General features: G+C 40.9%; 28 protein-coding genes, 1 pseudogene and 1 other annotated feature. Of the genes and pseudogenes, 24 read left to right on the forward strand and 5 right to left on the reverse strand.

Features of this window, described 5'->3' with window-relative positions:
• Nucleotides 1–104 precede the first annotated feature (104 nt).
• The 3 genes from UKS_RS04230 to UKS_RS04240 all read right to left on the reverse strand — a co-directional run bounded on the left by UKS_RS04230 (nucleotide 105) and on the right by UKS_RS04240 (nucleotide 3,362).
• Complete coding sequence (locus UKS_RS04230) at nucleotides 105–680, reverse strand: hypothetical protein (RefSeq protein WP_156011929.1); 576 nt, start codon at nucleotides 678–680, stop codon at nucleotides 105–107.
• A gap of 625 nt (nucleotides 681–1,305) precedes the next feature.
• The gene (locus UKS_RS04235; protein ID WP_156011930.1) at nucleotides 1,306–2,388 is read right to left on the reverse strand and encodes a DEAD/DEAH box helicase; all 1,083 of its coding nucleotides are present in this window, start codon (nucleotides 2,386–2,388) and stop codon (nucleotides 1,306–1,308) included.
• Nucleotides 2,385–3,362, reverse strand: coding sequence for a Gfo/Idh/MocA family protein (locus UKS_RS04240; protein ID WP_156011931.1), 978 nt, complete (start codon nucleotides 3,360–3,362; stop codon nucleotides 2,385–2,387). The genes UKS_RS04235 and UKS_RS04240 overlap by 4 nt, the downstream gene beginning before the upstream one ends.
• Nucleotides 3,363–3,503: 141 nt before the next feature.
• Between UKS_RS04240 and UKS_RS04245 the strand changes: the two genes are divergently transcribed.
• From UKS_RS04245 to UKS_RS04265, 5 genes are all read left to right on the forward strand, one after another.
• On the forward strand, nucleotides 3,504–4,208 hold the full coding sequence (locus tag UKS_RS04245; RefSeq protein WP_156011932.1) for a YoaK family protein: 705 nt from the start codon (nucleotides 3,504–3,506) through the stop codon (nucleotides 4,206–4,208).
• Between the two features lie 58 nt (nucleotides 4,209–4,266).
• Nucleotides 4,267–4,354, forward strand: a sequence feature (ribosomal protein L21 leader region).
• 36 nt (nucleotides 4,355–4,390) lie between these two features.
• A complete protein-coding gene (gene rplU / locus UKS_RS04250) occupies nucleotides 4,391–4,705 on the forward strand; it encodes a 50S ribosomal protein L21 (protein WP_000109141.1) in 315 nt (104 codons plus the stop codon).
• Nucleotides 4,706–4,720: 15 nt separating this feature from the next.
• Nucleotides 4,721–5,065, forward strand: coding sequence for a ribosomal-processing cysteine protease Prp (locus UKS_RS04255; RefSeq protein WP_000613699.1), 345 nt, complete (start codon nucleotides 4,721–4,723; stop codon nucleotides 5,063–5,065).
• A gap of 16 nt (nucleotides 5,066–5,081) precedes the next feature.
• Nucleotides 5,082–5,375, forward strand: a complete 294-nt coding sequence (gene rpmA, locus UKS_RS04260; RefSeq protein WP_000916509.1) for a 50S ribosomal protein L27 — start codon at nucleotides 5,082–5,084, stop codon at nucleotides 5,373–5,375.
• Between the two features lie 319 nt (nucleotides 5,376–5,694).
• Entirely contained in the window at nucleotides 5,695–6,105 is a 411-nt protein-coding gene (locus tag UKS_RS04265) for a DUF5301 domain-containing protein (protein WP_049495636.1), read from the forward strand.
• Between the two features lie 171 nt (nucleotides 6,106–6,276).
• Here the strand turns inward: UKS_RS04265 and UKS_RS09830 are convergent.
• Nucleotides 6,277–6,351, reverse strand: a pseudogene (locus tag UKS_RS09830) (AraC family transcriptional regulator); the annotation flags it as partial.
• Here UKS_RS09830 and UKS_RS04270 point away from each other — a divergent pair.
• From UKS_RS04270 to UKS_RS04355, 18 genes are all read left to right on the forward strand, one after another.
• Nucleotides 6,344–7,252, forward strand: coding sequence for a LysR family transcriptional regulator (locus UKS_RS04270; RefSeq protein ID WP_156011933.1), 909 nt, complete (start codon nucleotides 6,344–6,346; stop codon nucleotides 7,250–7,252). The pseudogene UKS_RS09830 and the gene UKS_RS04270 overlap by 8 nt on opposite strands.
• Nucleotides 7,249–7,710, forward strand: coding sequence for a signal peptidase II (lspA, locus tag UKS_RS04275; RefSeq protein ID WP_156011934.1), 462 nt, complete (start codon nucleotides 7,249–7,251; stop codon nucleotides 7,708–7,710). The genes UKS_RS04270 and lspA overlap by 4 nt, the downstream gene beginning before the upstream one ends.
• Entirely contained in the window at nucleotides 7,700–8,593 is an 894-nt protein-coding gene (locus tag UKS_RS04280) for an RluA family pseudouridine synthase (RefSeq protein ID WP_156011935.1), read from the forward strand. The genes lspA and UKS_RS04280 overlap by 11 nt, the downstream gene beginning before the upstream one ends.
• Complete coding sequence (locus UKS_RS04285) at nucleotides 8,590–10,470, forward strand: MBL fold metallo-hydrolase (RefSeq protein WP_156011936.1); 1,881 nt, start codon at nucleotides 8,590–8,592, stop codon at nucleotides 10,468–10,470. Before UKS_RS04280 ends, UKS_RS04285 begins: the two co-directional genes overlap by 4 nt.
• A gap of 102 nt (nucleotides 10,471–10,572) precedes the next feature.
• Complete coding sequence (gene proB, locus UKS_RS04290) at nucleotides 10,573–11,682, forward strand: glutamate 5-kinase (protein WP_232049757.1); 1,110 nt, start codon at nucleotides 10,573–10,575, stop codon at nucleotides 11,680–11,682.
• Between the two features lie 9 nt (nucleotides 11,683–11,691).
• The gene (locus UKS_RS04295; protein WP_156011938.1) at nucleotides 11,692–12,954 is read left to right on the forward strand and encodes a glutamate-5-semialdehyde dehydrogenase; all 1,263 of its coding nucleotides are present in this window, start codon (nucleotides 11,692–11,694) and stop codon (nucleotides 12,952–12,954) included.
• A gap of 3 nt (nucleotides 12,955–12,957) precedes the next feature.
• Complete coding sequence (proC, locus tag UKS_RS04300; RefSeq protein ID WP_156011939.1) at nucleotides 12,958–13,755, forward strand: pyrroline-5-carboxylate reductase; 798 nt, start codon at nucleotides 12,958–12,960, stop codon at nucleotides 13,753–13,755.
• A 117-nt stretch (nucleotides 13,756–13,872) separates the two neighbouring features.
• Complete coding sequence (gene tmk, locus UKS_RS04305; RefSeq protein ID WP_156011940.1) at nucleotides 13,873–14,511, forward strand: dTMP kinase; 639 nt, start codon at nucleotides 13,873–13,875, stop codon at nucleotides 14,509–14,511.
• Nucleotides 14,508–15,398, forward strand: a complete 891-nt coding sequence (locus UKS_RS04310) for a DNA polymerase III subunit delta' (RefSeq protein ID WP_156011941.1) — start codon at nucleotides 14,508–14,510, stop codon at nucleotides 15,396–15,398. The genes tmk and UKS_RS04310 overlap by 4 nt, the downstream gene beginning before the upstream one ends.
• Before the next feature lie 39 nt (nucleotides 15,399–15,437).
• Nucleotides 15,438–15,755, forward strand: a complete 318-nt coding sequence (gene yabA, locus UKS_RS04315; protein ID WP_049495619.1) for a DNA replication initiation control protein YabA — start codon at nucleotides 15,438–15,440, stop codon at nucleotides 15,753–15,755.
• 2 nt (nucleotides 15,756–15,757) lie between these two features.
• Complete coding sequence (rsmI, locus tag UKS_RS04320; protein WP_156011942.1) at nucleotides 15,758–16,636, forward strand: 16S rRNA (cytidine(1402)-2'-O)-methyltransferase; 879 nt, start codon at nucleotides 15,758–15,760, stop codon at nucleotides 16,634–16,636.
• A gap of 134 nt (nucleotides 16,637–16,770) precedes the next feature.
• A complete protein-coding gene (gene trmFO, locus UKS_RS04325; RefSeq protein WP_173020459.1) occupies nucleotides 16,771–18,105 on the forward strand; it encodes a methylenetetrahydrofolate--tRNA-(uracil(54)-C(5))-methyltransferase (FADH(2)-oxidizing) TrmFO in 1,335 nt (444 codons plus the stop codon).
• A gap of 83 nt (nucleotides 18,106–18,188) precedes the next feature.
• Nucleotides 18,189–18,926, forward strand: coding sequence for a UMP kinase (gene pyrH, locus UKS_RS04330; protein WP_049495615.1), 738 nt, complete (start codon nucleotides 18,189–18,191; stop codon nucleotides 18,924–18,926).
• Between the two features lie 9 nt (nucleotides 18,927–18,935).
• Nucleotides 18,936–19,493: a ribosome recycling factor gene (frr, locus tag UKS_RS04335; RefSeq protein WP_156011943.1), complete on the forward strand. Its 558-nt coding sequence runs from the start codon at nucleotides 18,936–18,938 to the stop codon at nucleotides 19,491–19,493.
• Between the two features lie 59 nt (nucleotides 19,494–19,552).
• Entirely contained in the window at nucleotides 19,553–20,407 is an 855-nt protein-coding gene (gene cvfB, locus UKS_RS04340) for an RNA-binding virulence regulatory protein CvfB (RefSeq protein WP_156011944.1), read from the forward strand.
• An 11-nt stretch (nucleotides 20,408–20,418) separates the two neighbouring features.
• Complete coding sequence (locus UKS_RS04345) at nucleotides 20,419–20,976, forward strand: GrpB family protein (protein ID WP_049495610.1); 558 nt, start codon at nucleotides 20,419–20,421, stop codon at nucleotides 20,974–20,976.
• Nucleotides 20,977–21,021: 45 nt separating this feature from the next.
• The gene (locus UKS_RS04350) at nucleotides 21,022–21,237 is read left to right on the forward strand and encodes a YozE family protein (protein ID WP_001232084.1); all 216 of its coding nucleotides are present in this window, start codon (nucleotides 21,022–21,024) and stop codon (nucleotides 21,235–21,237) included.
• A gap of 84 nt (nucleotides 21,238–21,321) precedes the next feature.
• Nucleotides 21,322–22,296, forward strand: coding sequence for a PhoH family protein (locus tag UKS_RS04355; RefSeq protein WP_156011945.1), 975 nt, complete (start codon nucleotides 21,322–21,324; stop codon nucleotides 22,294–22,296).
• Between the two features lie 63 nt (nucleotides 22,297–22,359).
• Here UKS_RS04355 and ald read toward each other — a convergent pair whose 3' ends face one another.
• Entirely contained in the window at nucleotides 22,360–23,472 is a 1,113-nt protein-coding gene (gene ald / locus UKS_RS04360) for an alanine dehydrogenase (protein ID WP_156011946.1), read from the reverse strand.
• Nucleotides 23,473–23,645: 173 nt separating this feature from the next.
• Here ald and UKS_RS04365 point away from each other — a divergent pair, with 173 nt between their 5' ends.
• Nucleotides 23,646–24,215, forward strand: coding sequence for a GNAT family N-acetyltransferase (locus UKS_RS04365; RefSeq protein WP_156011947.1), 570 nt, complete (start codon nucleotides 23,646–23,648; stop codon nucleotides 24,213–24,215).
• The last annotated feature ends 9 nt before the right edge of the window (nucleotides 24,216–24,224 follow it).

Consider the following 24,224-nt stretch of genomic DNA (forward strand, 5'->3'; position numbering starts at 1 on the left):
AGAACAATTATTTAAGTCAGACACTAAAAGAATCTTGCTATGCAAGGTTCTTTTTTAAAAAAATAAAAAGATAGACCTGGTAAAGTCCAAATCTATCTAATGAGTTATTTCCAAGTGACTAGTTCACTCCAAACACTAACATTCGATATAGTAGAGGTTTCACCAGCTGGAACCCATTTGTTGGTTCCTAAGTATCTAACTCCTAATTTACGAACATTTACTGTGTAAGATGCTTTTAGCCTGATGTAACCATAAGTGTAGGGTGGTACGTTATGGGAGACTGAGTAATTTAAACTTAGTCCAGCTCCAGACTCTGGGGCAGAAAAGCTAACATCTGCACTTAAAGTTAGGGTAGCTCCAGCTTTTGCACCATAAGCAGTTGAACTTAGAGCTCCTGATGTAGCACTGCTCTCATAAGAGTGAGAGTATCTAGTTCTATAGTCTGCAACACCAGTTGCATTAGAACGAGTCTGATACGTAGATTTAGACTCTAAATAGGCGTCTCTAAGTTCAGTCGTATAAAATAACAATAACTCTCCTGTGTTGATATCTTTTACAACACGATTAGATATAATTTCATAATTTGTGCCAGGATAGACATCAGCAAAAACTGTAGATGTTGAGACTAAGAATAATAGACTTGATAGAACAGAGAAAAACAATAGTTTCAGTTTAATCATAAAAAATTTTCTTTCTTCATGATTAAAAGATTATTTTTTCAACCCTTTGAAAGTCATAATGCAACCCGAAAGGATACTGAGAGTTCCTATTGGTCTCCAATATAGTTGCCAAAAGAATAAATTTATCTTTTCTTTCAGTGTCTCATCGGGCCCGGCATAATAGGGGTTGATGTGAAATAATAAAAAACCAAAACATAAAACTATGATTCCAGTTAGGAATAAAATGTCCTTATTTACTTTCCTCATAAAACCTCCTTTTATTTTATTTAAAGCGCTTTCTATTATTAGTATACGTCAAAAAAAGAAAAAAACAAGTCTATTTATTTATTTTTTTATATGGTATAATAGAATGGTTAGAGAGTTTTTCTATAGTTTTAAAACGCTGATATGAAACACCTTATATTTTACAAAAGAAAAAACTTTCTTTCAAATAAGAGTAATAGAAAAGTGAACTACATCTTCAAAATTAGATTTTTTCTGTCTGACTTCTGGGATGCAGTTCATTTTAGGAGAAACTGAAGTAAATCTTCTCACAATAAAATGCATAATATCAAGTTTTTTGCACACCTGATATTATGCATTTTTCTGATTTTAAAGACTTTTTGCCCAGCTTCAATGGGGGGCTTTATTTGATATAGAGTTCTTGATTTTTTAGGACAATTTCTCGCACACTTGTAAACTTTTTAAGTTTTTTGATTTCTTCTGGATGAGTGATGAAAGTAATAACATAACCTTCCTTACCCATACGACCAGTACGGCCAGCACGATGAGTGTAGGCTTCGATATCTCTTGGGATATCAAAGTTTATGACGCATTCTAGGCTATCGATATCAATCCCACGAGCCAGAAGGTCTGTTGCAAGAAGTAGGGTTAGCTGCTTGTCTTTAAACTTTTCTAAGATGATTTTTCTAAATTTAACATTGACATCACTAGCTAGAGAAACAGCCAAGATATCCCGATACTGTAATTTTTCCTCTGCACTTCCAAGGTCTGACAGGCTGTTAAAGAAGACCAAACCACGGAAATCTTCCACATGAGCTAGTTTTCGTAGCATATCAACACGATGACGTTGATCTACCTGCATATAGAAATGTTGGATGTTGTCCAATTTTTGGTCAGAAAGATCAATGGTACGTGTGTTAGGTGCAATCTTCTCTTGATCAAACTTGGTCGTCGCACTCATGTAGACGAGTTGGTGGTCACGCGGTGCGTAGTGAGTGATTTTCTCAACAAAGTGAATCTGAGAATCATCTAGCAATTGGTCGAATTCATCTAGGATGATGGTTTCCACATTCATCATCTTGATTTTTTTCAGTTTAATGAGTTCAAAGATACGGCCAGGAGTTCCAATCAGAATTTCTGGTCCTTTTTTTAGGCGTTCAATCTGGCGTTTCTGACTCGAACCTGATAAGAAGAGTTGGGGAGTCAAGCCGATAGCGTCTGCCCACGTTTTGCATACATCAAAAATTTGTCCAGCAAGTTCTGTATTTGGTGCTAGAATCAAGAGTTGTTGGGCTTTTTTCTTTTGTAGTCTGAGCAGACTTGGTAGAAGGTAAGCTAGGGTCTTACCTGTTCCTGTTGGGCTCACTCCTAGGAGGTTTTCTCCAGCAAGAAGGGGCTCAAATAGTTGAGTTTGAATGGGAGTGAATTCTTGGAAACCGAGTTGGTCACTTAGTTCTTGCCATTCAGTAGGTAGTTTGGTTTTCATTTTTCTGCCTCAAATCTAATGCCAGCAGTCTGGCGCATAGTATATAGTAGCTCATGAACAGAACTTGCATCTTCCAGCCAAGTTTGGTAGAGATTCAGATCTGGTTGCTGGATCATGTGTGCAAATGCAGCGACTTCCTCAGTCATCGGATGAGGAGCCTGTTGGATAGGGAGTTGGACTTGATTACCTTGATGGTCGGTAAAAATAGCCGAGCTGACATGTTCGATGGTGTTGAGCGTCAGGGTTCCATCTGTCGTATAAATCTCGCAAGGAAGATTGGAAGTGATGTTTTTCCCAGCCTTGATGTGAACTTGAAAGTCTGGGTAGAAGAGGATTCCGTCACCATTTAGGTCAATGCTATTGTCAAGCTGTTGAGCCTGATAAGCCGCGTCTTGAGCCTTTCCAAAGAGACGAACGGCAGCGTAGAGAGGATAAATTCCCAAATCCATGAGAGCACCACCAGCAAAACGGTCTGAAAAGACATTAGGTGTCTCCCCAGCCAACAAGTCAGGCATTTTGGAAGAATACTTGGCATAGTTAAAATCTGCTCCCAAAATTTGTTTTCCTGCTAAAAAGTTTTTGATAGTAGTAAAAGTTTTTTCGTGGTAATTGCGAGCTGCTTCGAATATAAAACAGTGATTTTTCTCAGCTGTATGTCTCAAATCTAGCCATTCTTGTGGTTGAGTGACAGCTGGCTTTTCAAGAATGACATGTTTACCTGCAGACAAGGCAGCTTTTGTCTGAGCAAAATGCAAGGAGTTTGGACTGGCAATATAGACCACATCAAAGGAGCTCTTGAAGAATTCCTCTGCTTGATCAAAGAGTTGAATATTCTGATAGCGAGAAGCAAAGGTTGCCGCAGTTTCTAGTTTTCTAGAATAGACTGCGACCAGTTTGTATTCTCCACTGGAATGGGCTGCTTCTATGAAGTGGTGGCTGATAGCCCCTGTTCCGATGACACCTAATTTAAGCATAGTTACTCCTTTTCCGATTTCAAATCCTTCTTTCATTATAACATAGATAGACGGGACTATCCAACAGAGGGTAAAAAATTTCAAATAAGCTACTAGGCCTTTTCCAACGAAAGTGGTACAATAATGAGATGAGTAAATGAAATGGGAGGGAAAATGAGGTTATTACCTATCAGAAAAATATCACGTCAGTCTAAGAGGCTAGCGCTTTTTTTGACTTTTTGTGCAGGTTATGTAGATGCCTATACGTTTATTGTGCGAGGGAATACTCTTGTAGCTGGACAAACTGGGAATGTCGTCTTTCTATCAGTGGGACTCATTCAACACAATGTGTCAGATGCCAGTGCGAAAGTAATGACCTTACTAGCATTTATGATGGGGGTCTTTTTATTAACTGTTTATAAGGAAAAATTGAGAATTGTAAAAAAACCGATTCTGTCACTAATTCCTTTGGCAATCTTATCCATCATTATTGGTTTTGTGCCGCAAACGGTTGATAATATCTATCTAGTACCGCCCTTAGCCTTTGGTATGGGCTTGGTGACAACTGCTTTTGGTGAGGTTTCGGGTATTGCCTACAATAATGCCTTCATGACAGGGAATATCAAACGGACCATGTTAGCTTTTGGAGATTATTTCCGGACCAAGCACACTCCTTTTTTACGTGAAGGGATTATCTTTGTAAGCCTGCTTAGTAGTTTTATCCTTGGCGTTGTCTTTTCAGCCTTTTTGACGATTTTCTATCATGAAAAGACCATTCTTGGTATTCCTATTATGATGAGCATTTTTTACCTCAGCATGCTTTTTGCCAAGTGGCGGAAAAAAGTAAAAGAAAAAGCTCCATTTTAGGTGTTATTACTTGTAAGAAAATTGGAGATATGCTATACTTGAAGAGTTGACTATGCACGTTCCTGTGCAACCGCACGAACATCGTTGCTTGATTATTCAAGTTTAAGTGGTTCGTCCCACGATGCTAGGCGAGTCTTCACAAAAAATTCGGGGAAACCCATAAAAATCATAGGAGGTGCATAATGAGCACATACGCAATTATCAAAACTGGCGGAAAACAAGTTAAAGTTGAAGTTGGTCAAGCAGTTTACGTTGAAAAATTGAACGTTGAAGCTGGTCAAGAAGTTACTTTTAACGAAGTTGTTCTTGTTGGTGGTGAAAACACTGTTGTTGGAACTCCACTTGTTGCTGGAGCTACTGTAGTTGGAACTGTTGAAAAACAAGGAAAACAAAAGAAAGTTGTTACTTACAAGTACAAACCTAAAAAAGGTAGCCACCGTAAACAAGGTCACCGTCAACCATATACAAAAGTTGTCATCAACGCAATCAACGCTTAATTTTAAGGAGAACACATGATACAAGCAGTCTTTGAGAGAGCCGAAGATGGCGAGCTGAGGAGTGCGGAAATTACTGGACACGCCGAGAGTGGCGAATACGGCTTAGATGTCGTGTGTGCATCGGTTTCTACGCTTGCCATTAACTTTATCAATTCTATTGAGAAATTTGCAGGCTATGAACCAATCCTAGAATTAAACGAAGATGAAGGTGGCTATCTGATGGTTGAAATACCTAAAGATCTTCCTTCACACCAGAGAGAAATGACCCAGTTATTCTTTGAATCATTTTTCTTAGGTATGGCAAACTTATCGGAGAACTCTTCAGAGTTCGTCCAAACCAGAGTTATCACAGAAAACTAACACGGAGGAAAACATTATGTTAAAAATGACTCTTAACAACTTGCAACTTTTCGCCCACAAAAAAGGTGGAGGTTCTACATCAAACGGACGTGATTCACAAGCAAAACGTCTTGGAGCTAAAGCAGCTGACGGACAAACTGTAACAGGTGGATCAATCCTTTACCGTCAACGTGGTACACACATCTACCCAGGTGTAAACGTTGGACGTGGTGGAGACGATACTTTGTTCGCTAAAGTTGAAGGCGTAGTACGCTTTGAACGTAAAGGACGCGATAAAAAACAAGTTTCTGTTTACCCAATCGCTAAATAAAAAGGTCCGGTGAACCTTTTTATTCCGAGCCTTGAAATCTAAAGGCGAGGAAGCTAGAAGTAGCATTAAATAAGGCTTTCCGAGTTTTCGGAGAGCCTGTTTTTTTGTTTTGGTACCCATTTTGGTACCCAAATTTTAAAAACCTATGTAAGAAGCGAATTTATCTACTACTTTATTTACAACGAAAAAATAGTTGAATGCAAAACTTTTACAATAATGAATTTTATAAGGGAATAAGATATTGTAAAAATGGCTAAGGTATGATATTATAATTATATCTAAGAGAAGAAGTAAGAAGAATGAAAGGATGTGATCCTGTATGAAAAAAATTATCACAGTTATAGTCTGTTCAATCTCTTTTCTTGTTTTATCTGCTTGTAGCAGTAAGAGAAAACTTATTCTTCCTGAACCTGAAAGGATTTCTGTAATTTCTCTGCAGAAAAGTATCTCTGAAGATGTTAAAACTATCAACAAGAGAGAAGAAATTTCAAAATTGATTAAGGAGATACAGAAACAGTCCACATCCACAACTTTGGAGAGTGTAAATGATCAACCGACAAATGTTAAAGATTACATCATTATCAAATTTACTCATCAGAATGAAGAAAAGGATAGTGTAGTCTATCTATATACTATGAAAGAAAAACAGTATATTGAGCAACCTTTTGTTGGGATTTGGCAAGTAAGTCCAGATATAGCTAATAGGATTGAAGAGACTTTTTCTAGTTGATTTATAGGGAAAAAGAAAATGTTAGAGTCTTTTTTTGTATCATATTATAAACGGTAAATCAAAAGGATTTGCTGTTTTTTGTTTGAATTAAAATGATGACTGTAAAAAGATATCATTCTAATTCTTGTATTAGAATGTTGGGTTTTCGTTTAGGTTTGAAAAGTTCCTGACTTTTTTCCTTTTTGGAAAACTTCTAAAATATGGTATAATGAAAAGATAAAGAAGTTGGGGGTAGAAGATGAACATTCAACAATTACGCTATGTTGTGGCTATTGCGAATAGCGGAACTTTCCGTGAAGCTGCTGAAAAGATGTATGTTAGTCAGCCGAGTCTGTCCATTTCTGTTCGTGATCTGGAAAAAGAGTTGGGTTTTAAGATTTTCCGTCGGACTAGCTCAGGAACTTTCTTGACTCGTCGTGGTATGGAATTTTACGAAAAAGCTCAAGAATTGGTCAAAGGATTTGATATTTTTCAAAATCAGTATGCCAATCCTGAAGAAGAAAAAGATGAATTTTCCATTGCTAGTCAGCACTATGACTTCTTGCCACCAACCATTACGGCCTTTTCAGAGCGCTATCCTGATTACAAAAATTTCCGTATTTTTGAATCTACTACAGTTCAAATACTTGATGAAGTAGCCCAAGGGCATAGTGAGATTGGGATTATCTACCTCAACAATCAAAATAAAAAGGGGATCATGCAGCGGGTTGAAAAGCTGGGTCTCGAGGTCATTGAATTGATTCCCTTCCATACCCATATTTATCTCCGTGAGGGGCATCCTTTGGCTCAGAAAGAGGAATTGGTCATGGAGGATTTAGCGGACTTACCGACAGTTCGTTTCACTCAAGAGAAAGATGAGTACCTTTATTATTCAGAGAACTTTGTCGATACCAGCGCGAGCTCACAGATGTTTAATGTGACAGACCGTGCTACCTTGAATGGTATTTTGGAGCGGACGGACGCTTATGCTACTGGTTCTGGATTTTTAGATAGTGACAGTGTTAATGGCATTACAGTTATTCGTCTCAAGGATAACCTAGATAATCGCATGGTCTATGTTAAACGTGAAGAAGTAGAGCTGAGTCAAGCTGGGACTCTCTTCGTAGAAGTCATGCAAGAATATTTTGATCAAAAGAGGAAATTATGAAAAAAAGAGGAATAGTGGCAGGCATTGTATTGCTTTTGATTGCGCTGGATCAGTTAGTTAAATCCTATATCGTCCAGCAGATTCCACTGGGTGAAGTTCGCTCTTGGATTCCCAATTTTGTTAGTTTGACCTACCTGCAAAATCGAGGGGCAGCCTTTTCGATACTACAAGACCAGCAGTGGTTATTTGCTATCATTACACTGGTCGTTATGGTAGGTGCCATTTGGTATCTACATAAACACATGGAGGACTCATTCTGGATGGTCTTGGGTTTGATCTTGATTATCGCAGGTGGTCTTGGAAACTTTATTGACAGGGTAAGTCAGGGTTTTGTTGTGGATATGTTTCACTTGGACTTTATCAATTTTGCAATTTTCAATGTGGCAGATAGCTATCTGACTGTTGGAGTGATTATTTTATTGATTGCAATGCTAAAAGAGGAAATAAATGGAAATTAAAATTGAAACTGGAGGCCTGCGTTTGGATAAGGCTTTGTCGGATTTGACAGAATTATCACGCAGTCTCGCGAATGAACAAATTAAATCAGGTCAGGTCTTGGTCAATGGCCAAGTCAAGAAAGCTAAATACACGGTCCAAGAGGGCGATATCGTCACTTACCATGTGCCAGAGCCAGAGATTTTAGAGTATGTGGCTGAGGATCTTCCACTAGAAATCATCTACCAAGATGAGGATGTGGCCGTCGTTAACAAACCTCAGGGGATGGTTGTGCATCCGAGTGCTGGTCATACCAGTGGGACCCTAGTGAATGCCCTCATGTACCATATCAAGGATCTGTCAGGTATCAATGGGGTTCTACGCCCAGGAATTGTTCACCGTATTGATAAGGATACATCAGGTCTTCTCATGATTGCTAAAAATGATGAGGCGCATCTAGCACTTGCCCAAGAACTCAAGGATAAAAAGTCTCTCCGCAAATATTGGGCGATTGTCCACGGTAATTTGCCAAATGATCGTGGTGTGATTGAAGCTCCGATTGGCCGGAGTGAAAAAGACCGTAAGAAACAGGCTGTGACTGCTAAAGGGAAGCCTGCAGTGACCCGTTTCCACGTTTTGGAACGCTTTGGTGATTATAGCTTAGTAGAGTTGCAGCTGGAGACAGGGCGAACCCATCAAATCCGTGTTCACATGGCTTATATCGGCCATCCAGTCGCTGGGGATGAAGTTTATGGTCCACGTAAGCCCCTGAAAGGACATGGACAATTTCTTCATGCCAAAACTCTAGGATTTACTCATCCGAGAACAGGTGAGACCATGGAATTTACAGCAGATATCCCGGATATTTTTAAGGAAACATTGGAGAGATTGAGAAAGTTAGAATGAAAAAGAAATTAACTAGTTTAGCACTTGCAGGCGCTTTTTTAGGTTTGTCATGGCATGGGAATGTTCAAGCTCAAGAAAGTTCAGGAAATAAAATCCACTTTATCAATGTTCATGAAGGTGGCAGTGATGCAATTATTCTTGAAAGTAATGGACATTTTGCCATGGTGGATACAGGAGAAGATTATGATTTCCCAGATGGAAGTGATTCTCGTTACCCATGGAGAGAAGGAATTGAAACATCTTATAAGCATGTTCTGACAGATCGTGTTTCGCGACATTTAAAGGAATTGGGTGTCCAAAAACTTGATTTTATTTTGGTAACCCATACCCATAGTGACCATATTGGAAACGTTGATGAGTTACTGCAAACCTATCCAGTTGGCCGTATATACATGAAAAAATACTCTGATAGTCGGATTACAACACCAACTCATCTATGGGATAATCTGTATGGCTATGATAAGGTTATACAGACTGCTGCAGAAAAAGGTGTTTCAGTTATTCAAAACATCACACAAGGAGATGCTCATTTTCAGTTTGGGGACATGGATATTCAGCTCTATAATTATGAAAATGAAACAGATTCATCAGGTGAATTAAAGAAAATTTGGGATGACAATTCCAATTCCTTGATTAGCGTGGTGAAAGTCAATGGTAAGAAAATTTACCTCGGAGGAGATTTGGATAATGCTCATGGAGCAGAAGACAAGTATGGTCCTCTCATTGGAAAAGTTGATTTGATGAAGTTTAATCATCACTATGATACCAATAAATCAAACACCAAGGATTTCATTAAAAATTTGAGTCCGAGTTTGATTGTTCAAACGTCGGATAGTTTACCTTGGAAAAATGGTGTCGATAGTGAGTATGTCAATTGGCTCAAAGAACGAGGAATTGAGAGAATTAACGCATCCAGCAAAGACTATGATGCGACAGTTTTTGAAATTCGACAAGACGGTTTAGTAAACATTTCAACTTCCTACAAGCCGATTCCAAGTTTTCAAGCCGGCTGGCATAAGAGTGCATATGGCAATTGGTGGTATCAAGCGCCTGACTCTACAGGAGAATATGCAGTAGGTTGGAATGAAATCAAGGGTGAATGGTATTACTTCAACCAAACGGGTATCTTGTTACAGAATCAATGGAAAAAATGGAACAATCGTTGGTTCTATTTGACAGACTCTGGTGCATCTGCTAAAAATTGGAAGAAGATCAATGGAAGCTGGTATTATTTCAACAAAGAAAATCAGATGGAGACTGGTTGGCTTAATACTGGCAGTCAGACCTATTATCTATCAAATGATGGGGATATGATAACAGGATGGCGTAAGATTGATGGTCAATGGTACTATTTTGCTCAATCAGGGGAAATGAAAACGGGCTGGCTAAAAGATAAAGAAACCTGGTACTATATGGATTCTACTGGTACCATGAAGACAGGCGAGATAGAAGTTTCTGGTCATTATTACTATCTAGAAGAATCAGGAGCTATGAAGCAAGGCTGGCTTAAAAAGGCAAATGACTGGTACTTCTACAAGGCAGACGGTTCACGAGCTGTGGGTTGGTTCAAAGACAAAGATAAATGGTACTTCTTGAAAGAAAATGGTCAATTAATTGTGAATGGTAAGACACCAGAAGGCTATACTGTTGATTCAAGTGGAGCCTGGTTAGTGGATGTTCCGGTCGAGAAATCTTCTACAACTAGAGTTACAAGTAATTCAGAAATAAAAGAATCCAAAGAAGTAGTGAAAAAAGATCTTGAAAATAAAGAAACGGGTCAACATGAAAGTGTTACAAGTTCTTCAACTAGTCAAGATTTGACTTCTTCAACTTCACAAAGCTCTGAGACAACTGCAAACAAATCAGAATCAGAATAGTAGTAAAAAGAAGGTTTTAGGGCCTTCTTTTTACTATCAACTCTTTTCTATTTCCTGCCATTCATGTTATAATGGATAAATATGAAGAATCGGAGTGAGAATATGAAAAACAAACGAATTGTTTTTAAAGTGGGAACTTCTTCTCTGACAAATGAGGATGGAAGTTTATCACGTAGTAAAGTAAAAGCTATTACTCAACAGTTAGCTATGTTGCATGAGGCTGGTCATGAATTGATTTTGGTGTCTTCTGGGGCTGTTGCGGCTGGTTTTGGAGCCTTAGGATTTAAAAAGCGTCCGACTAAGATTGCTGATAAGCAGGCTTCAGCAGCGGTAGGGCAAGGGCTTTTGTTGGAAGAATACACGACCAATCTTCTCTTGCGCCAAATCGTTTCTGCACAAATCTTGCTGACTCAGGATGACTTTGTGGATAAGCGCCGTTATAAAAATGCCCATCAGGCTTTGTCAGTTCTACTTAGCCGTGGTGCGATTCCTATCATCAACGAGAATGATAGTGTCGTCATTGATGAACTCAAGGTCGGGGATAATGATACGCTCAGTGCTCAGGTAGCTGCAATGGTGCAGGCAGATCTCTTGGTTCTCTTAACAGATGTAGACGGTCTTTATACTGGTAATCCTAATTCAGACCCAAGAGCTAAACGTTTGGAGCGAATCGAGACCATCAATCGTGAGATTATTGATATGGCCGGTGGAGCAGGTTCTTCAAACGGAACTGGGGGTATGTTAACCAAAATCAAAGCAGCGACTATTGCGACGGAATCAGGAGTTCCTGTTTATATCTGCTCATCCTTGAAGGTAGATGCCATGATTGAAGCGGCTGAGGAAACCAAGGATGGTTCCTACTTTGTTGCGCAAGAGAAGGGACTTCGTACCCACAAACAATGGCTGGCTTTCTATGCTCATAGTCAAGGTTCTATTTGGGTTGATAAAGGGGCTGCAGAAGCTCTCTCTCAACATGGAAAGAGTCTCCTTTTATCTGGTGTTGTTGACGCAGAAGGAGCCTTTTCTTACGGTGATATCGTGACAGTATTTGACAAGGAAAGTGGAAAATCACTTGGAAAAGGGCGTGTGCAATTTGGTGCATCTGCTTTGGAGGATATGTTGCGTTCTCAAAAAGCCAAGGGTGTCTTGATTCACCGTGATGACTGGATTTCCATTACTCCTGAAATCCAACTACTCTTTACAGAATTTTAGAGGTAAATTATGGTAAGTACACAAGAACAATTTGAACAGGTACAGGCTGTTAAAAAATCGATCAATACAGCTAGTGAAGAGGTGAAAAACCTAGCCTTGCTAGCCATGGCTGATTATTTATTAGCAGCTACTGAAGAGATTTTAGCAGCAAATGCTCTTGATATGGAAGCAGCCAAGGGTAAAATCTCAGATGTGATGCTGGATCGTCTTTATTTGGATGAAAGTCGTATAGAAGCGATGGCAACTGGGATTCGTGAAGTAGTTGCTTTACCTGATCCAATCGGTGAAGTTTTAGAAACTAGTCAGCTTGAAAACGGCTTGGTCATCACCAAGAAACGTGTAGCTATGGGGGTCATCGGTATTATCTATGAAAGCCGTCCAAATGTGACGTCTGACGCAGCTGCTTTGGCTCTTAAGAGTGGAAATGCGGTTGTTCTTCGTAGTGGTAAGGATGCCTACCAAACAGCTCATGCTATTGTTATAGCCTTGAAGAAGGGCTTGGAGACAACGACTATTCATCCAGATGTCATTCAATTAGTAGAAGATACTAGTCGTGAAAGTAGTTATGCCATGATGAAGGCCAAGGGTTATCTAGATCTTCTTATTCCTCGTGGGGGTGCTGGTTTGATCAATGCCGTGGTTGAAAATGCTATTGTGCCAGTCATCGAGACAGGAACTGGGATTGTCCATGTTTATGTCGATAAGGACGCAGATGAAGATAAGGCTCTGTCTATCATCAACAATGCTAAAACCAGTCGTCCTTCTGTCTGTAATGCCATGGAGGTTCTGCTGATTCATAAAGACAAGGAAGCAAGCTTCCTTCCTCGCTTGGAGCAAGTGCTGGTTGAGAATCGAAAAGAAGCTGGTTTGGAACCAATTCAATTCCGCTTGGATAGCCAAGCAAGTCAGTTTGTTTCAGGTCAAGTAGCTGAGGCCCAAGACTTTGATACCGAGTTTTTGGACTATGTCCTAGCTGTTAAAGTAGTTTCTAGTCTTAAGGAAGCTGTAGATCATATAGAAGCCCATAGTACCCATCATTCGGATGCCATTGTGACGGAAAATGCTGAGGCTGCAGCTTACTTTACAGATCAAGTGGACTCTGCAGCGGTTTATGTCAATGCCTCAACTCGTTTCACAGATGGATGCCAATTTGGTCTTGGCTGTGAAATGGGGATTTCAACTCAGAAACTGCACGCGCGTGGTCCAATGGGCTTGAAGGAATTGACCAGCTATAAATATGTGGTTACTGGGAATGGACAGATAAGGGAGTAAGAGATGAAGATTGGATTTATCGGCTTGGGGAATATGGGTTCCAGCTTGGCCAAGGCTGTCTTACAAGCAAAAACGAGTCATCAGATTCTCCTTGCCAACCGTAGTCATGCCAAGGTGGAGGCTTTTATTGCTAATTATGGTGGTCTGGCTTCGAGCAATGACGAAATCTTTGCAGAAGCAGATGTGATTTTTCTAGGTGTTAAGCCAGCTCAGTTCTCAGACTTGCTTTCTCAATATCAGACCATTCTTGAAAAACGAGAGAGTCTTCTTTTGATTTCCATGGCAGCTGGTATAAAGCTGGAAAAACTAGCTAGTCTTGTTCCAAGTCAGCACTGTTTAATTCGCATGATGCCCAACACTCCAGTTTCTATCGGTCAAGGAGTTATTAGTTATGCCTTGTCAGCTAACTGCCAAGTAGATGATAAGGAAGTCTTTTGTCAACTTTTACAACATGCTGGTTTATTGTTTGAAATCAGTGAAGGGTTAATCGATGCTGCAACGGGTCTTGCAGGTTGTGGACCAGCCTTTGTCTATCTTTTCATTGAAGCATTGGCGGATGCAGGAGTTCAGACAGGATTGCCAAGAGAAATGGCTCTGAAAATGGCGGCTCAAACAGTAGTCGGTGCAGGTCAAATGGTACTAGAAAGTCAGCAACATCCTGGAGTCTTGAAAGATCAAGTTTGTAGCCCAGGTGGTTCGACCATTGCTGGTGTAGCAAGCCTAGAAGCGCATGCTTTTAGAGGAACCGTTATGGACGCTGTCAACCAAGCCTATAAAAGAACTCAAGAATTAGGCAAATAAGAGGTGAGTGTTAAAACTCAACCTCTTTTTATTACAAAGAGTGAAATGAAAAAAGCTTTTCACAAATCCCTATTTTTTTGATAGAATAGAAGAGAGAAAAATAGAAATGAGTCAGACATGTCAAAAGGATTTTTAGTCTCTCTTGAGGGACCAGAGGGAGCGGGAAAGACAAGCGTTCTTGAAGCCCTAATCCCTATATTAGAGGATAGGGGAGTGGAAGTTTTAAGCACCCGTGAACCAGGCGGGGTTTTGATTGGAGAAAAGATTCGTGAAGTGATTCTAGATCCTAGTCATACTGAAATGGATCCTAAGACGGAGCTTCTCCTCTATATTGCTAGTCGCAGGCAGCACTTGGTGGAAAAAGTTCTTCCTGCACTTGAAGCTGGCAAGTTGGTCATTATGGACCGCTTCATCGATAGTTCCGTTGCCTATCAGGGTTTTGGTCGTGGCTTGGATATTGACGCCATTGATTGGCTCAATCACTTTGCGACAGATGGACTGAAACCCGATTTGACACTCTATTTTGACATCGAGGTGGAAGAAGGACTAGCTCGCATTGCTGCTAATAGTGATCGCGAGGTTAATCGTTTGGACTTGGAAGGGTTGGACTTGCATAAAAAAGTCCGTCAAGGTTACCTTTCTCTTCTGGATAAAGAAGGAAGTCGTATTGTCAAGATTGATGCTAGTTTTCCTTTGGAGCAAGTTGTGGAAACTACCAAGGCTGTCTTGTTTGATAGAATGAGATTAGCTAAATGAAACAAGATCAACTAAAGGCCTGGCAACCAGTCCAGTTTGACCGCTTTGTCCGTATCCTAGAACAAGACCAACTCAATCACGCCTATCTCTTTTCAGGTTTCTTTGGGAGCTTGGAAATGGTGCAATTTTTAGCTAAGAGCCTCTTTTGTACAGATAAAGTAGGTGTTTTACCATGTGAGAAATGCCGAAATTGTAAGCTGATTGAACAAGACGAATTTCCCGATATCACTTTGATTAAGCCAGTCAATCAGGTCATTAAGACAGAACGCATCCGGGAATTGGTAGGTCAGTTTTCCCAAACAGGGATTGAAAATCAGCAACAGGTCTTTATTATCGAGCAAGCTGAGAAAATGCATCCCAACGCAGCTAACTCTCTGCTTAAGGTCATCGAGGAACCTCAGAGTGAAGTTTATATTTTCTTCTTGACCAGCGATGAGGAAAAGATTTTACCGACAATCCGAAGTCGGACCCAGGTTTTCCACTTTAAAAAGCAAGAAGAGAAGCTCACTTTGCTCTTAGAACAAATGGGACTGGTTAAGAAAAAAGCGACTCTTTTAGCTCAGTTCGCCCAATCGCGCGCTGAAGCAGAAAAGTTAGCCAATCAGGCAAGTTTTTGGACCTCGGTCGATGAAAGTGAACGACTGCTGACTTGGTTAGTAGCTAAGAAAAAAGAAAGTTATTTGCAAGTTGCTAAACTAGCTAGCTTGGCAGATGATAAGGAAAAACAAGATCAGGTTTTGCGGATTCTTGAAGTCCTCTGTGGGCAGAACCTTCTGCAAGCAAGAGTTCAGATAATTCTACAAGATTTACTAGAAGCTAGAAAAATGTGGCTGGCTAATGTCAGCTTTCAAAATACCATGGAATATCTGGTTTTGAAAGAAATATAAACTCAAAAATGAATGATAAAGAAAGGAAAGGGCTGTTTTATGGACAAAAAAGAATTATTTGACGCGCTGGATGATTTTTCCCAACAGTTATTGGTAACCTTAGCCGATGTGGAAGCCATCAAGAAAAATCTCAAGAGTCTAGTAGAAGAAAATACAGCTCTTCGTTTGGAAAATAGTAAGTTGCGCGAACGCTTGGGTGAGGTGGAAGCAGATGCTCCCGTCAAGGCTAAGCATGTTCGTGAAAGTATTCGTCGCATTTACCGTGATGGATTTCACGTTTGTAATGATTTTTATGGACAACGTCGAGAGCAGGACGAGGAATGTATGTTCTGTGACGAGTTGTTATACAGGGAGTAGGCATGCAAATTCAAAAAAGTTTTAAAGGGCAGTCTCCCTATGGCAAGCTGTATCTAGTGGCAACGCCGATTGGCAATCTAGATGATATGACATTTCGAGCTATTCAGACTTTGAAAGAAGTAGACTGGATTGCTGCTGAGGATACGCGCAATACAGGGCTTTTACTCAAGCATTTTGACATTTCCACCAAGCAGATCAGTTTTCATGAGCACAATGCCAAGGAAAAAATTCCTGATTTGATTGGTTTCCTGAAAGCAGGGCAAAATATTGCTCAGGTTTCTGATGCGGGTCTGCCTAGCATCTCAGACCCTGGTCATGATTTGGTCAAGGTAGCGATTGAGGAAGATATTGCCGTTGTCACAATTCCAGGTGCCTCTGCTGGGATTTCTGCCTTGATTGCCAGTGGTCTAGCACCACAGCCACATATCTTTTACGGCTTTTTACCAAGAAAATCAGGCCAGCAAAAGCAATTTTTTAATTTGAAAAAAGACTATCCTGAAACACAGATTTTCTATGAATCGCCTCACCGTGTGGCAGATACGTTAGAAAATATGCTAGACGTCTATGGTGACCGCTCGGTCGTCTTGGTCAGGGAATTGACCAAAATTTATGAAGAATACCAAAGAGGTACCATTTCTGAATTGCTGGCAAGCATCGCTGAGACGCCACTCAAGGGTGAGTGTCTTCTCATCGTTGAAGGTGCCAGTCAGGATGTGGAGGAAAAAAATGAGGAAGACTTGTTTTTAGAAATCCAAGCCCGCATCCAGCAAGGCATGAAGAAAAATCAAGCTATCAAGGAAGTTGCTAAGTTTTACCAGTGGAATAAAAGCCAGCTCTACGCTGCCTACCATGATTGGGATGAACATCAGGAAAACAACTAGACAGGGAAGTTTGCCTTCTTCCCTTTTTTTGTTATACTAGTAGAAGAAAAAATTAGAAAGATTTGTGGGTGTCAAATAGTCTAGTAGCTTATTTTGATATGGACTTAGGTCTCACCCAAAGAGGTATTAGTGTCGTGTCTCAATCTTATATCAATGTTATCGGTGCTGGTTTGGCAGGTTCTGAAGCAGCCTACCAAATTGCAGAACGTGGTATTCCAGTTAAACTTTATGAAATGCGTGGTGTCAAGTCAACACCCCAACACAAAACAGATAATTTTGCTGAATTAGTTTGTTCCAATTCTCTTCGTGGGGATGCTCTGACAAATGCAGTTGGTCTTCTCAAGGAAGAAATGCGTCGCTTGGGTTCTGTTATCTTGGAATCTGCTGAGGCTACACGTGTTCCTGCAGGTGGTGCGCTTGCGGTGGACCGTGATGGTTTCTCCCAAATGGTGACCGAAAAAGTTGCCAACCATCCTTTGATTGAAGTGGTTCGTGATGAAATTACAGCATTGCCGACAGATGTTATTACAGTTGTGGCGACTGGTCCTTTGACCAGCGATGCCCTAGCTGAGAAGATTCATGCCCTTAATGATGGCGATGGTTTCTATTTCTACGATGCGGCGGCGCCTATTATCGATGTCAACACAATCGATATGAGCAAGGTCTATCTCAAGTCTCGTTATGATAAGGGAGAAGCGGCTTATCTCAACGCGCCCATGACCAAGCAAGAGTTTATGGATTTCCATGAAGCCTTGGTCAATGCGGAAGAAGCACCGCTCAATTCTTTTGAAAAAGAAAAGTATTTTGAAGGCTGTATGCCTATCGAAGTCATGGCTAAACGTGGCATTAAAACCATGCTTTATGGTCCGATGAAACCAGTCGGCCTTGAGTATCCAGACGATTACACAGGTCCTCGTGACGGAGAATTTAAAACACCTTATGCGGTTGTGCAACTTCGTCAGGATAATGCAGCTGGTAGCCTATACAATATCGTTGGTTTCCAAACTCACCTTAAATGGGGAGAACAAAAGCGTGTCTTCCAAATGATTCCAGGTCTTGAGAATGCTGAGTTTGTTCGCTATGGTGTCATGCACCGCAATTCTTACATGGATTCACCAAATCTTCTCGAGCAAACATACCGTTCTAAGAAACAGCCAAATCTTTTCTTTGCTGGTCAGATGACAGGAGTAGAGGGTTACGTTGAGTCAGCAGCTTCAGGATTGGTTGCTGGAATAAATGCTGCTCGTCTTTTCAAGGGAGAAAGCGAGGCTATTTTCCCAGAGACAACAGCTATCGGAAGTTTAGCTCATTATATCACTCATGCTGATAGCAATCATTTCCAACCAATGAATGTCAACTTTGGAATCATCAAGGAGTTGGAAGGCGAGCGCATCCGTGATAAGAAGGCTCGTTATGAAAAAATTGCAGAGCGTGCCCTTAGCGACTTAGAGGAATTTTTGACTGTCTAATTTTTTTGAAAGAATTGCTCATGATACTATAAAAATCTTAGAAATTGTGATAAAATAGGTAGGATAAAAGAAGGAGAGTGAAAATGGCGAATCCCAAGTATAAACGTATTTTAATCAAGTTATCAGGTGAAGCCCTTGCCGGTGAACGTGGCGTAGGGATTGATATCCAAACAGTTCAAACAATCGCAAGAGAGATTCAAGAAGTTCATAGCTTAGGTATCGAAATTGCCCTTGTTATCGGTGGAGGAAATCTCTGGCGTGGTGAACCTGCTGCAGAAGCAGGAATGGACCGCGTTCAGGCAGATTACACAGGAATGCTTGGGACTGTTATGAATGCTCTTGTGATGGCAGATTCATTGCAACAGGTTGGGGTTGATACGCGTGTACAAACTGCCATTGCTATGCAACAAGTGGCAGAGCCTTATGTACGTGGACGTGCCCTTCGCCACCTTGAAAAAGGCCGTATCGTTATCTTTGGTGCGGGAATTGGTTCACCATACTTCTCAACAGATACAACTGCGGCCCTTCGTGCGGCTGAAATCGAAGCGGATGCCATTCTTATGGCTAAAAATGGGGTTGATGGTGTCTACAATGCGGATCCTAAGAAAGACAAGACAGCCGTTAAGTTTGAAGAATTGACCCACCGTGATGTCATTAGCAAAGGGCTTCGTATCATGGACTCAACAGCTTCTACACTTTCAATGGATAATGATATTGACTTGGTAGTTTTCAACATGAACCAACCAGGAAATATTAAACGTGTTGTATTTGGTGAAAATATCGGAACTACAGTTTCAAATAATATTGAAGAAAAGGAATAAGAAATCATTATGACAAACGCAATCGTAGAAAAAGCAAAAGAGAGAATGACCCAGTCTCACCACTCACTTGCTCGTGAGTTTGGAAGTATTCGTGCTGGCCGTGCTAATGCTAGCTTGCTTGACCGCATCCACGTTGAGTACTATGGTGTTGAAACACCACTTAACCAAATTGCTTCTATCACAATCCCAGAAGCGCGTGTTTTGTTGGTAACACCATTTGACAAGTCTTCATTGAAAGACATCGAACGTGCCTTGAACGCTTCTGATCTTGGTATCACACCAGCTAACGATGGTTCTGTGATTCGCTTGGTGATCCCAGCTCTTACAGAAGAAACTCGTCGTGACCTTGCTAAAGAAGTGAAGAAGGTCGGTGAGAATGCTAAAGTAGCTATCCGTAATATCCGTCGTGATGCTATGGACGAAGCCAAGAAACAAGAAAAAGCTAAAGAAATCACTGAAGACGAATTGAAGGCTCTTGAAAAAGATATTCAAAAAGTAACAGACGATGCTGTTAAACACATCGACGACATGACTGCCAACAAAGAGAAAGAACTTTTGGAAGTCTAAAAATAAACAGAAAAACTCAGTTGGCATTGCTGGCTGAGTTTTATTCGAAAGAAGGAAATATGAATACAAATCTTGCAAGTTTTATCGTTGGACTCATCATCGATGAAAACGACCGTTTTTACTTTGTGCAAAAGGATGGCCAAACCTATGCTCTTGCTAAGGAAGAAGGTCAACATACAGTAGGGGATACGGTCAAAGGTTTTGCCTATACGGACATGAAGCAAAAACTCCGCCTGACAACCTTAGAAGTGACTGCCACTCAGAACCAATTTGGTTGGGGAACTGTAACGGAAGTTCGTAAGGACTTGGGTGTCTTTATAGATACAGGTCTACCTGATAAAGAAATCGTTGTGTCACTCGATATCCTCCCTGAGCTCAAGGAACTCTGGCCTAAGAAGGGCGATCAACTCTACATCCGTCTTGAAGTGGACAAGAAGGACCGTATCTGGGGCCTCTTGGCTTATCAAGAAGACTTCCAACGTCTGGCTCGTCCTGCCTACAATAACATGCAGAATCAAAATTGGCCAGCCATTGTTTACCGCCTCAAGCTGTCAGGGACCTTTGTTTACCTGCCAGAAAACAACATGCTTGGCTTTATCCATCCTAGCGAGCGTTATGCAGAGCCACGTTTGGGGCAAGTATTAGATGCGCGTGTCATTGGTTTCCGTGAAGTGGACCGCACTCTGAACCTCTCCCTCAAACCACGTTCTTTTGAAATGTTGGAAAATGATGCTCAGATGATTTTGACTTACTTGGAAAGCAATGGAGGTTTCATGACCTTAAATGATAAGTCATCTCCAGAAGACATCAAAGCAACCTTTGGCATTTCTAAAGGTCAGTTCAAGAAAGCACTTGGTGGTTTAATGAAAGCTGGAAAAATCAAACAAGACCAGTTTGGTACAGAGTTGATTTAGGTCTTATAGACATGATAAAGAAACTTGAAGAAATGAGTTTAGAGGAACTCTGGCAACTTTTTCCTATTTTTCTAGTAGAGCACAAGTCAGAGTGGAAAGACTGGTATGAATCGGAAAAAGCAAATCTGAAAATAATATTGGGTGCAAATGTTATTAAAAGAATAGAACATATCGGTAGCACTGCTATCCCTAATATTTGGGCCAAAAATATCGTTGATATTCTGCTAGAAGTAGGTAGAATAGAGGATTTAGCAAGAGTTAGGGATTTATTGGTGAAGAATGGGTGGCTAGTGATGTCGGAGAGTCCTAACAGGATTTCGCTAAATAAAGGATATACAGATCAGGGATTTGCTGAGAAAGTTTTTCATTTACATTTGCGAATGACGGGAGATCATGACGAGATTTATTTTAGAGATTATCTCTGCCAGCATCCAGATATCGCCCAAGCGTATCAGGAATTAAAACTCAGTTTGTGGAAACAATTTGAACACAATCGAGACGCCTATACAGATGCGAAAACGGATTTTATAAACCACTATGTGTCAGAGGCTAAGTCCAGTAATTTTTAAAAATCAGAAAAGTTTCATCAAAAAAAGTCTTGATAGGAGAAAGAATTGAGAAAATCATTTTATACTTGGCTCATGACCGAGCGCAATCCTAAAAGCAATAGTCCCAAAGCGATTTTAGCGGATCTTGCCTTTGAGGAGTCTGCCTTTCCAAAACACACAGATGATTTTGATGAGGTGAGTCGCTTTTTGGAGGAACATGCCAGTTTCTCTTTTAACTTAGGAGATTTTGACGCCATCTGGCAAGAATACTTAGAACACTAGCATGATTCACTGGGTTTGGGCTAGTAATTTCTCCATCCCTTTGCTATAATAAAAAGAAATAAAAGGATTAGAGAGGTTCTTTATTTGAAGGAACATTCAATAGACATTCAACTGAGTCATCCAGATGACTTATTTCATCTTTTTGGTTCCAATGAGCGCCATCTTCGTTTGATGGAAGAAGAGCTTGATGTGGTGATTCATGCTCGTACGGAGATTGTGCAGGTTTTGGGAGAAGAGGCTGCCTGTGAGGAAGCCCGCCAAGTTATCCAGGCTTTGATGGTCTTGGTCAATCGTGGGATGACCGTTGGTACACCAGATGTGGTGACAGCCATTACAATGGTTAAGAATAATGAAATCGATAAGTTTGTCGCTCTTTACGAAGAAGAAATTATCAAGGATAATACAGGTAAGCCCATCCGTGTCAAAACCTTGGGTCAAAAGCTCTATGTGGATAGTGTCAAACAGCATGATGTGACCTTTGGAATTGGGCCAGCAGGGACAGGGAAGACCTTTCTTGCAGTGACCTTGGCGGTTACTGCCCTTAAACGTGGGCAGGTTAAGCGAATTATCCTAACTCGTCCAGCGGTGGAAGCAGGAGAGAGTCTAGGATTTCTTCCGGGTGATCTCAAGGAGAAGGTGGATCCTTACCTTCGACCTGTTTACGATGCCTTGTATCAGATTCTGGGCAAAGACCAAACGACTCGTCTTATGGAGCGTGAGATTATCGAAATTGCGCCCCTTGCTTACATGCGTGGTCGGACCTTGGACGATGCTTTTGTCATTCTCGATGAGGCACAAAATACGACCATCATGCAGATGAAGATGTTTCTGACTCGTTTAGGATTTAATTCGAAGATGATTGTCAATGGAGATATCAGTCAGATTGACCTGCCACGTAATGTCAAGTCGGGTTTGATTGATGCCCAAGAAAAGCTCAAGAACATTCACCAAATCGACTTTGTTCATTTTTCAGCTAAGGATGTGGTTCGTCATCCAGTTGTCGCTCAGATTATCCGAGCTTATGAACCAACTCCAGTTAAGGTTGAAGAAAGTGAATAAGAAACAGACTAGTAAAAAAAGAGCAGTTCAGATGTGAACCGCTCTTTTTATGAGTGTCTAGCTTTAAACAAGTTCGTCGATAGAAGTATGATCTTTATCGAGTCCTTGAGCAACTGGGAGGCTGGTCAAGTAACCTTGATAAGTGGTCACACCTTGACGCAAGCCCTCATCTTCAGCAATGGCTTGTGCAAATCCTTTGCCAGCCAAAGCTTCGATATAAGGAAGAGTGACATTGGTTAGGGCGATGGTTGAAGTACGGGCAACCGCACCAGGGATATTGGCCACGGCATAGTGGAGAACGCCGTGTTTTTCATAGACAGGTTCATCGTGCGTTGTCACACGGTCAGCTGTCTCGATAACGCCACCTTGGTCAACGGCTACGTCAACGATGACAGAGCCTGGACGCATTTGTTCGACCATCTCATCAGTCACCAATTTCGGTGCTTTTGCACCAGGGATGAGAACCGCTCCAATCACCACATCCGCATCTCTCACACTTGCTTCAATGTTGAATGAATTAGACATAAGAGTTTGAATTTGGTTTCCAAAGACTTCTTCTAGAACTGAGAGACGTTTGGCACTGATATCTAAAATAGTCACTTGAGCACCGAGTCCAAGGGCAATGCGAGCAGCATGGGTCCCTACGACACCACCACCGATGATGGTTACTTTTCCTTTTGGAACACCCGGCACACCACCTAGTAGGACACCAGAACCACCAGCCTGCTTAGTAAGGAAGTGAGCCCCGATTTGAACAGCCATACGACCTGCAACCTCACTCATAGGAACGAGGAGCGGTAGTTGTCCTTGATTATCACGGACTGTCTCATAAGCAACACCAGTTGTTTTAGCTGCAAGCATAGCATCTGCTAATTCTGGGGCAGCAGCCATGTGCAAGTAGGTGAAAAGGAGAAGATCATCGCGCAAATAACCGTATTCAGAAGCCAGTGGTTCTTTTACTTTGACCACTAATTCAGCAGCCCAGGCTTCAGCAGCAGTAGCGACAATCTCAGCTCCTTGCTTTTGATAGTTTGCATCAGTAAATCCTGAACCAAGTCCAGCATTTGTTTCGATGAGGACACGATGTCCACCGTTGACTAAACTATGGACGCCAGCAGGAGTGAGAGCAACACGGTTTTCGTTATTTTTAATTTCTTGTGGGATTCCGATTAACATAGAGATAACCTACCTTTCAATTGACTAGATTGTTTTAGTTGTCACATTTCGGTTCATAAAACAAAAATGTTATAACTTTATTGTATATGAAACCGCTTCAAAATTCAAGGAAAACTTGTAAATCTAATTCTTTTATGTTATTTTTTAAGCAACCTATTTTCGGAGGTGTCATTATGGAATCACTATTTATCAAACTAGCCAAGCATCCAATTATCGAAACAGAACGCTTAGTGCTTAGACCTGTAACACTTGATGATGCAGAAGCTATGTTTGAGTATGCTTCAAATAAAGAAAATACACGCTATACTTTTTCAACCAATCAAAGTTTAGAGGAAACCAAGAATAATATTGCCCAGTTTTATCTAGCCAATCCCTTGGGACGATGGGGTATTGAACTAAAAAATAGTGGAGAGTTTATTGGAACCATTGACTTGCACAAGATTGATCCTGTTCTTAAGAAGGCAGCCATTGGTTACATTATCCATCAAAAATATTGGAATCAAGGTTTGACGACAGAAGCTAATCGTGCCGTGATTAAACTAGCCTTTGAAGAAATCGGAATGAATAAGTTGACAGCCCTTCACGATAAGGCTAATCCCGCGTCAGGAAAGGTCATGGAGAAATCAGGCATGTGCTTCTCTCACGAAGAACCATATGCTCGTATGGACCAGCATGAAAAAGGCCGTATCGTGACACAAGTGCATTATGTCTTGACCAAGGAAGACTATTTTGCAAATAAATAAGCAGTTGAG

The sequence above is a fragment of the Streptococcus sp. 116-D4 genome (genome assembly GCF_009731465.1).
Taxonomy (GTDB): domain Bacteria; phylum Bacillota; class Bacilli; order Lactobacillales; family Streptococcaceae; genus Streptococcus; species Streptococcus pseudopneumoniae_E.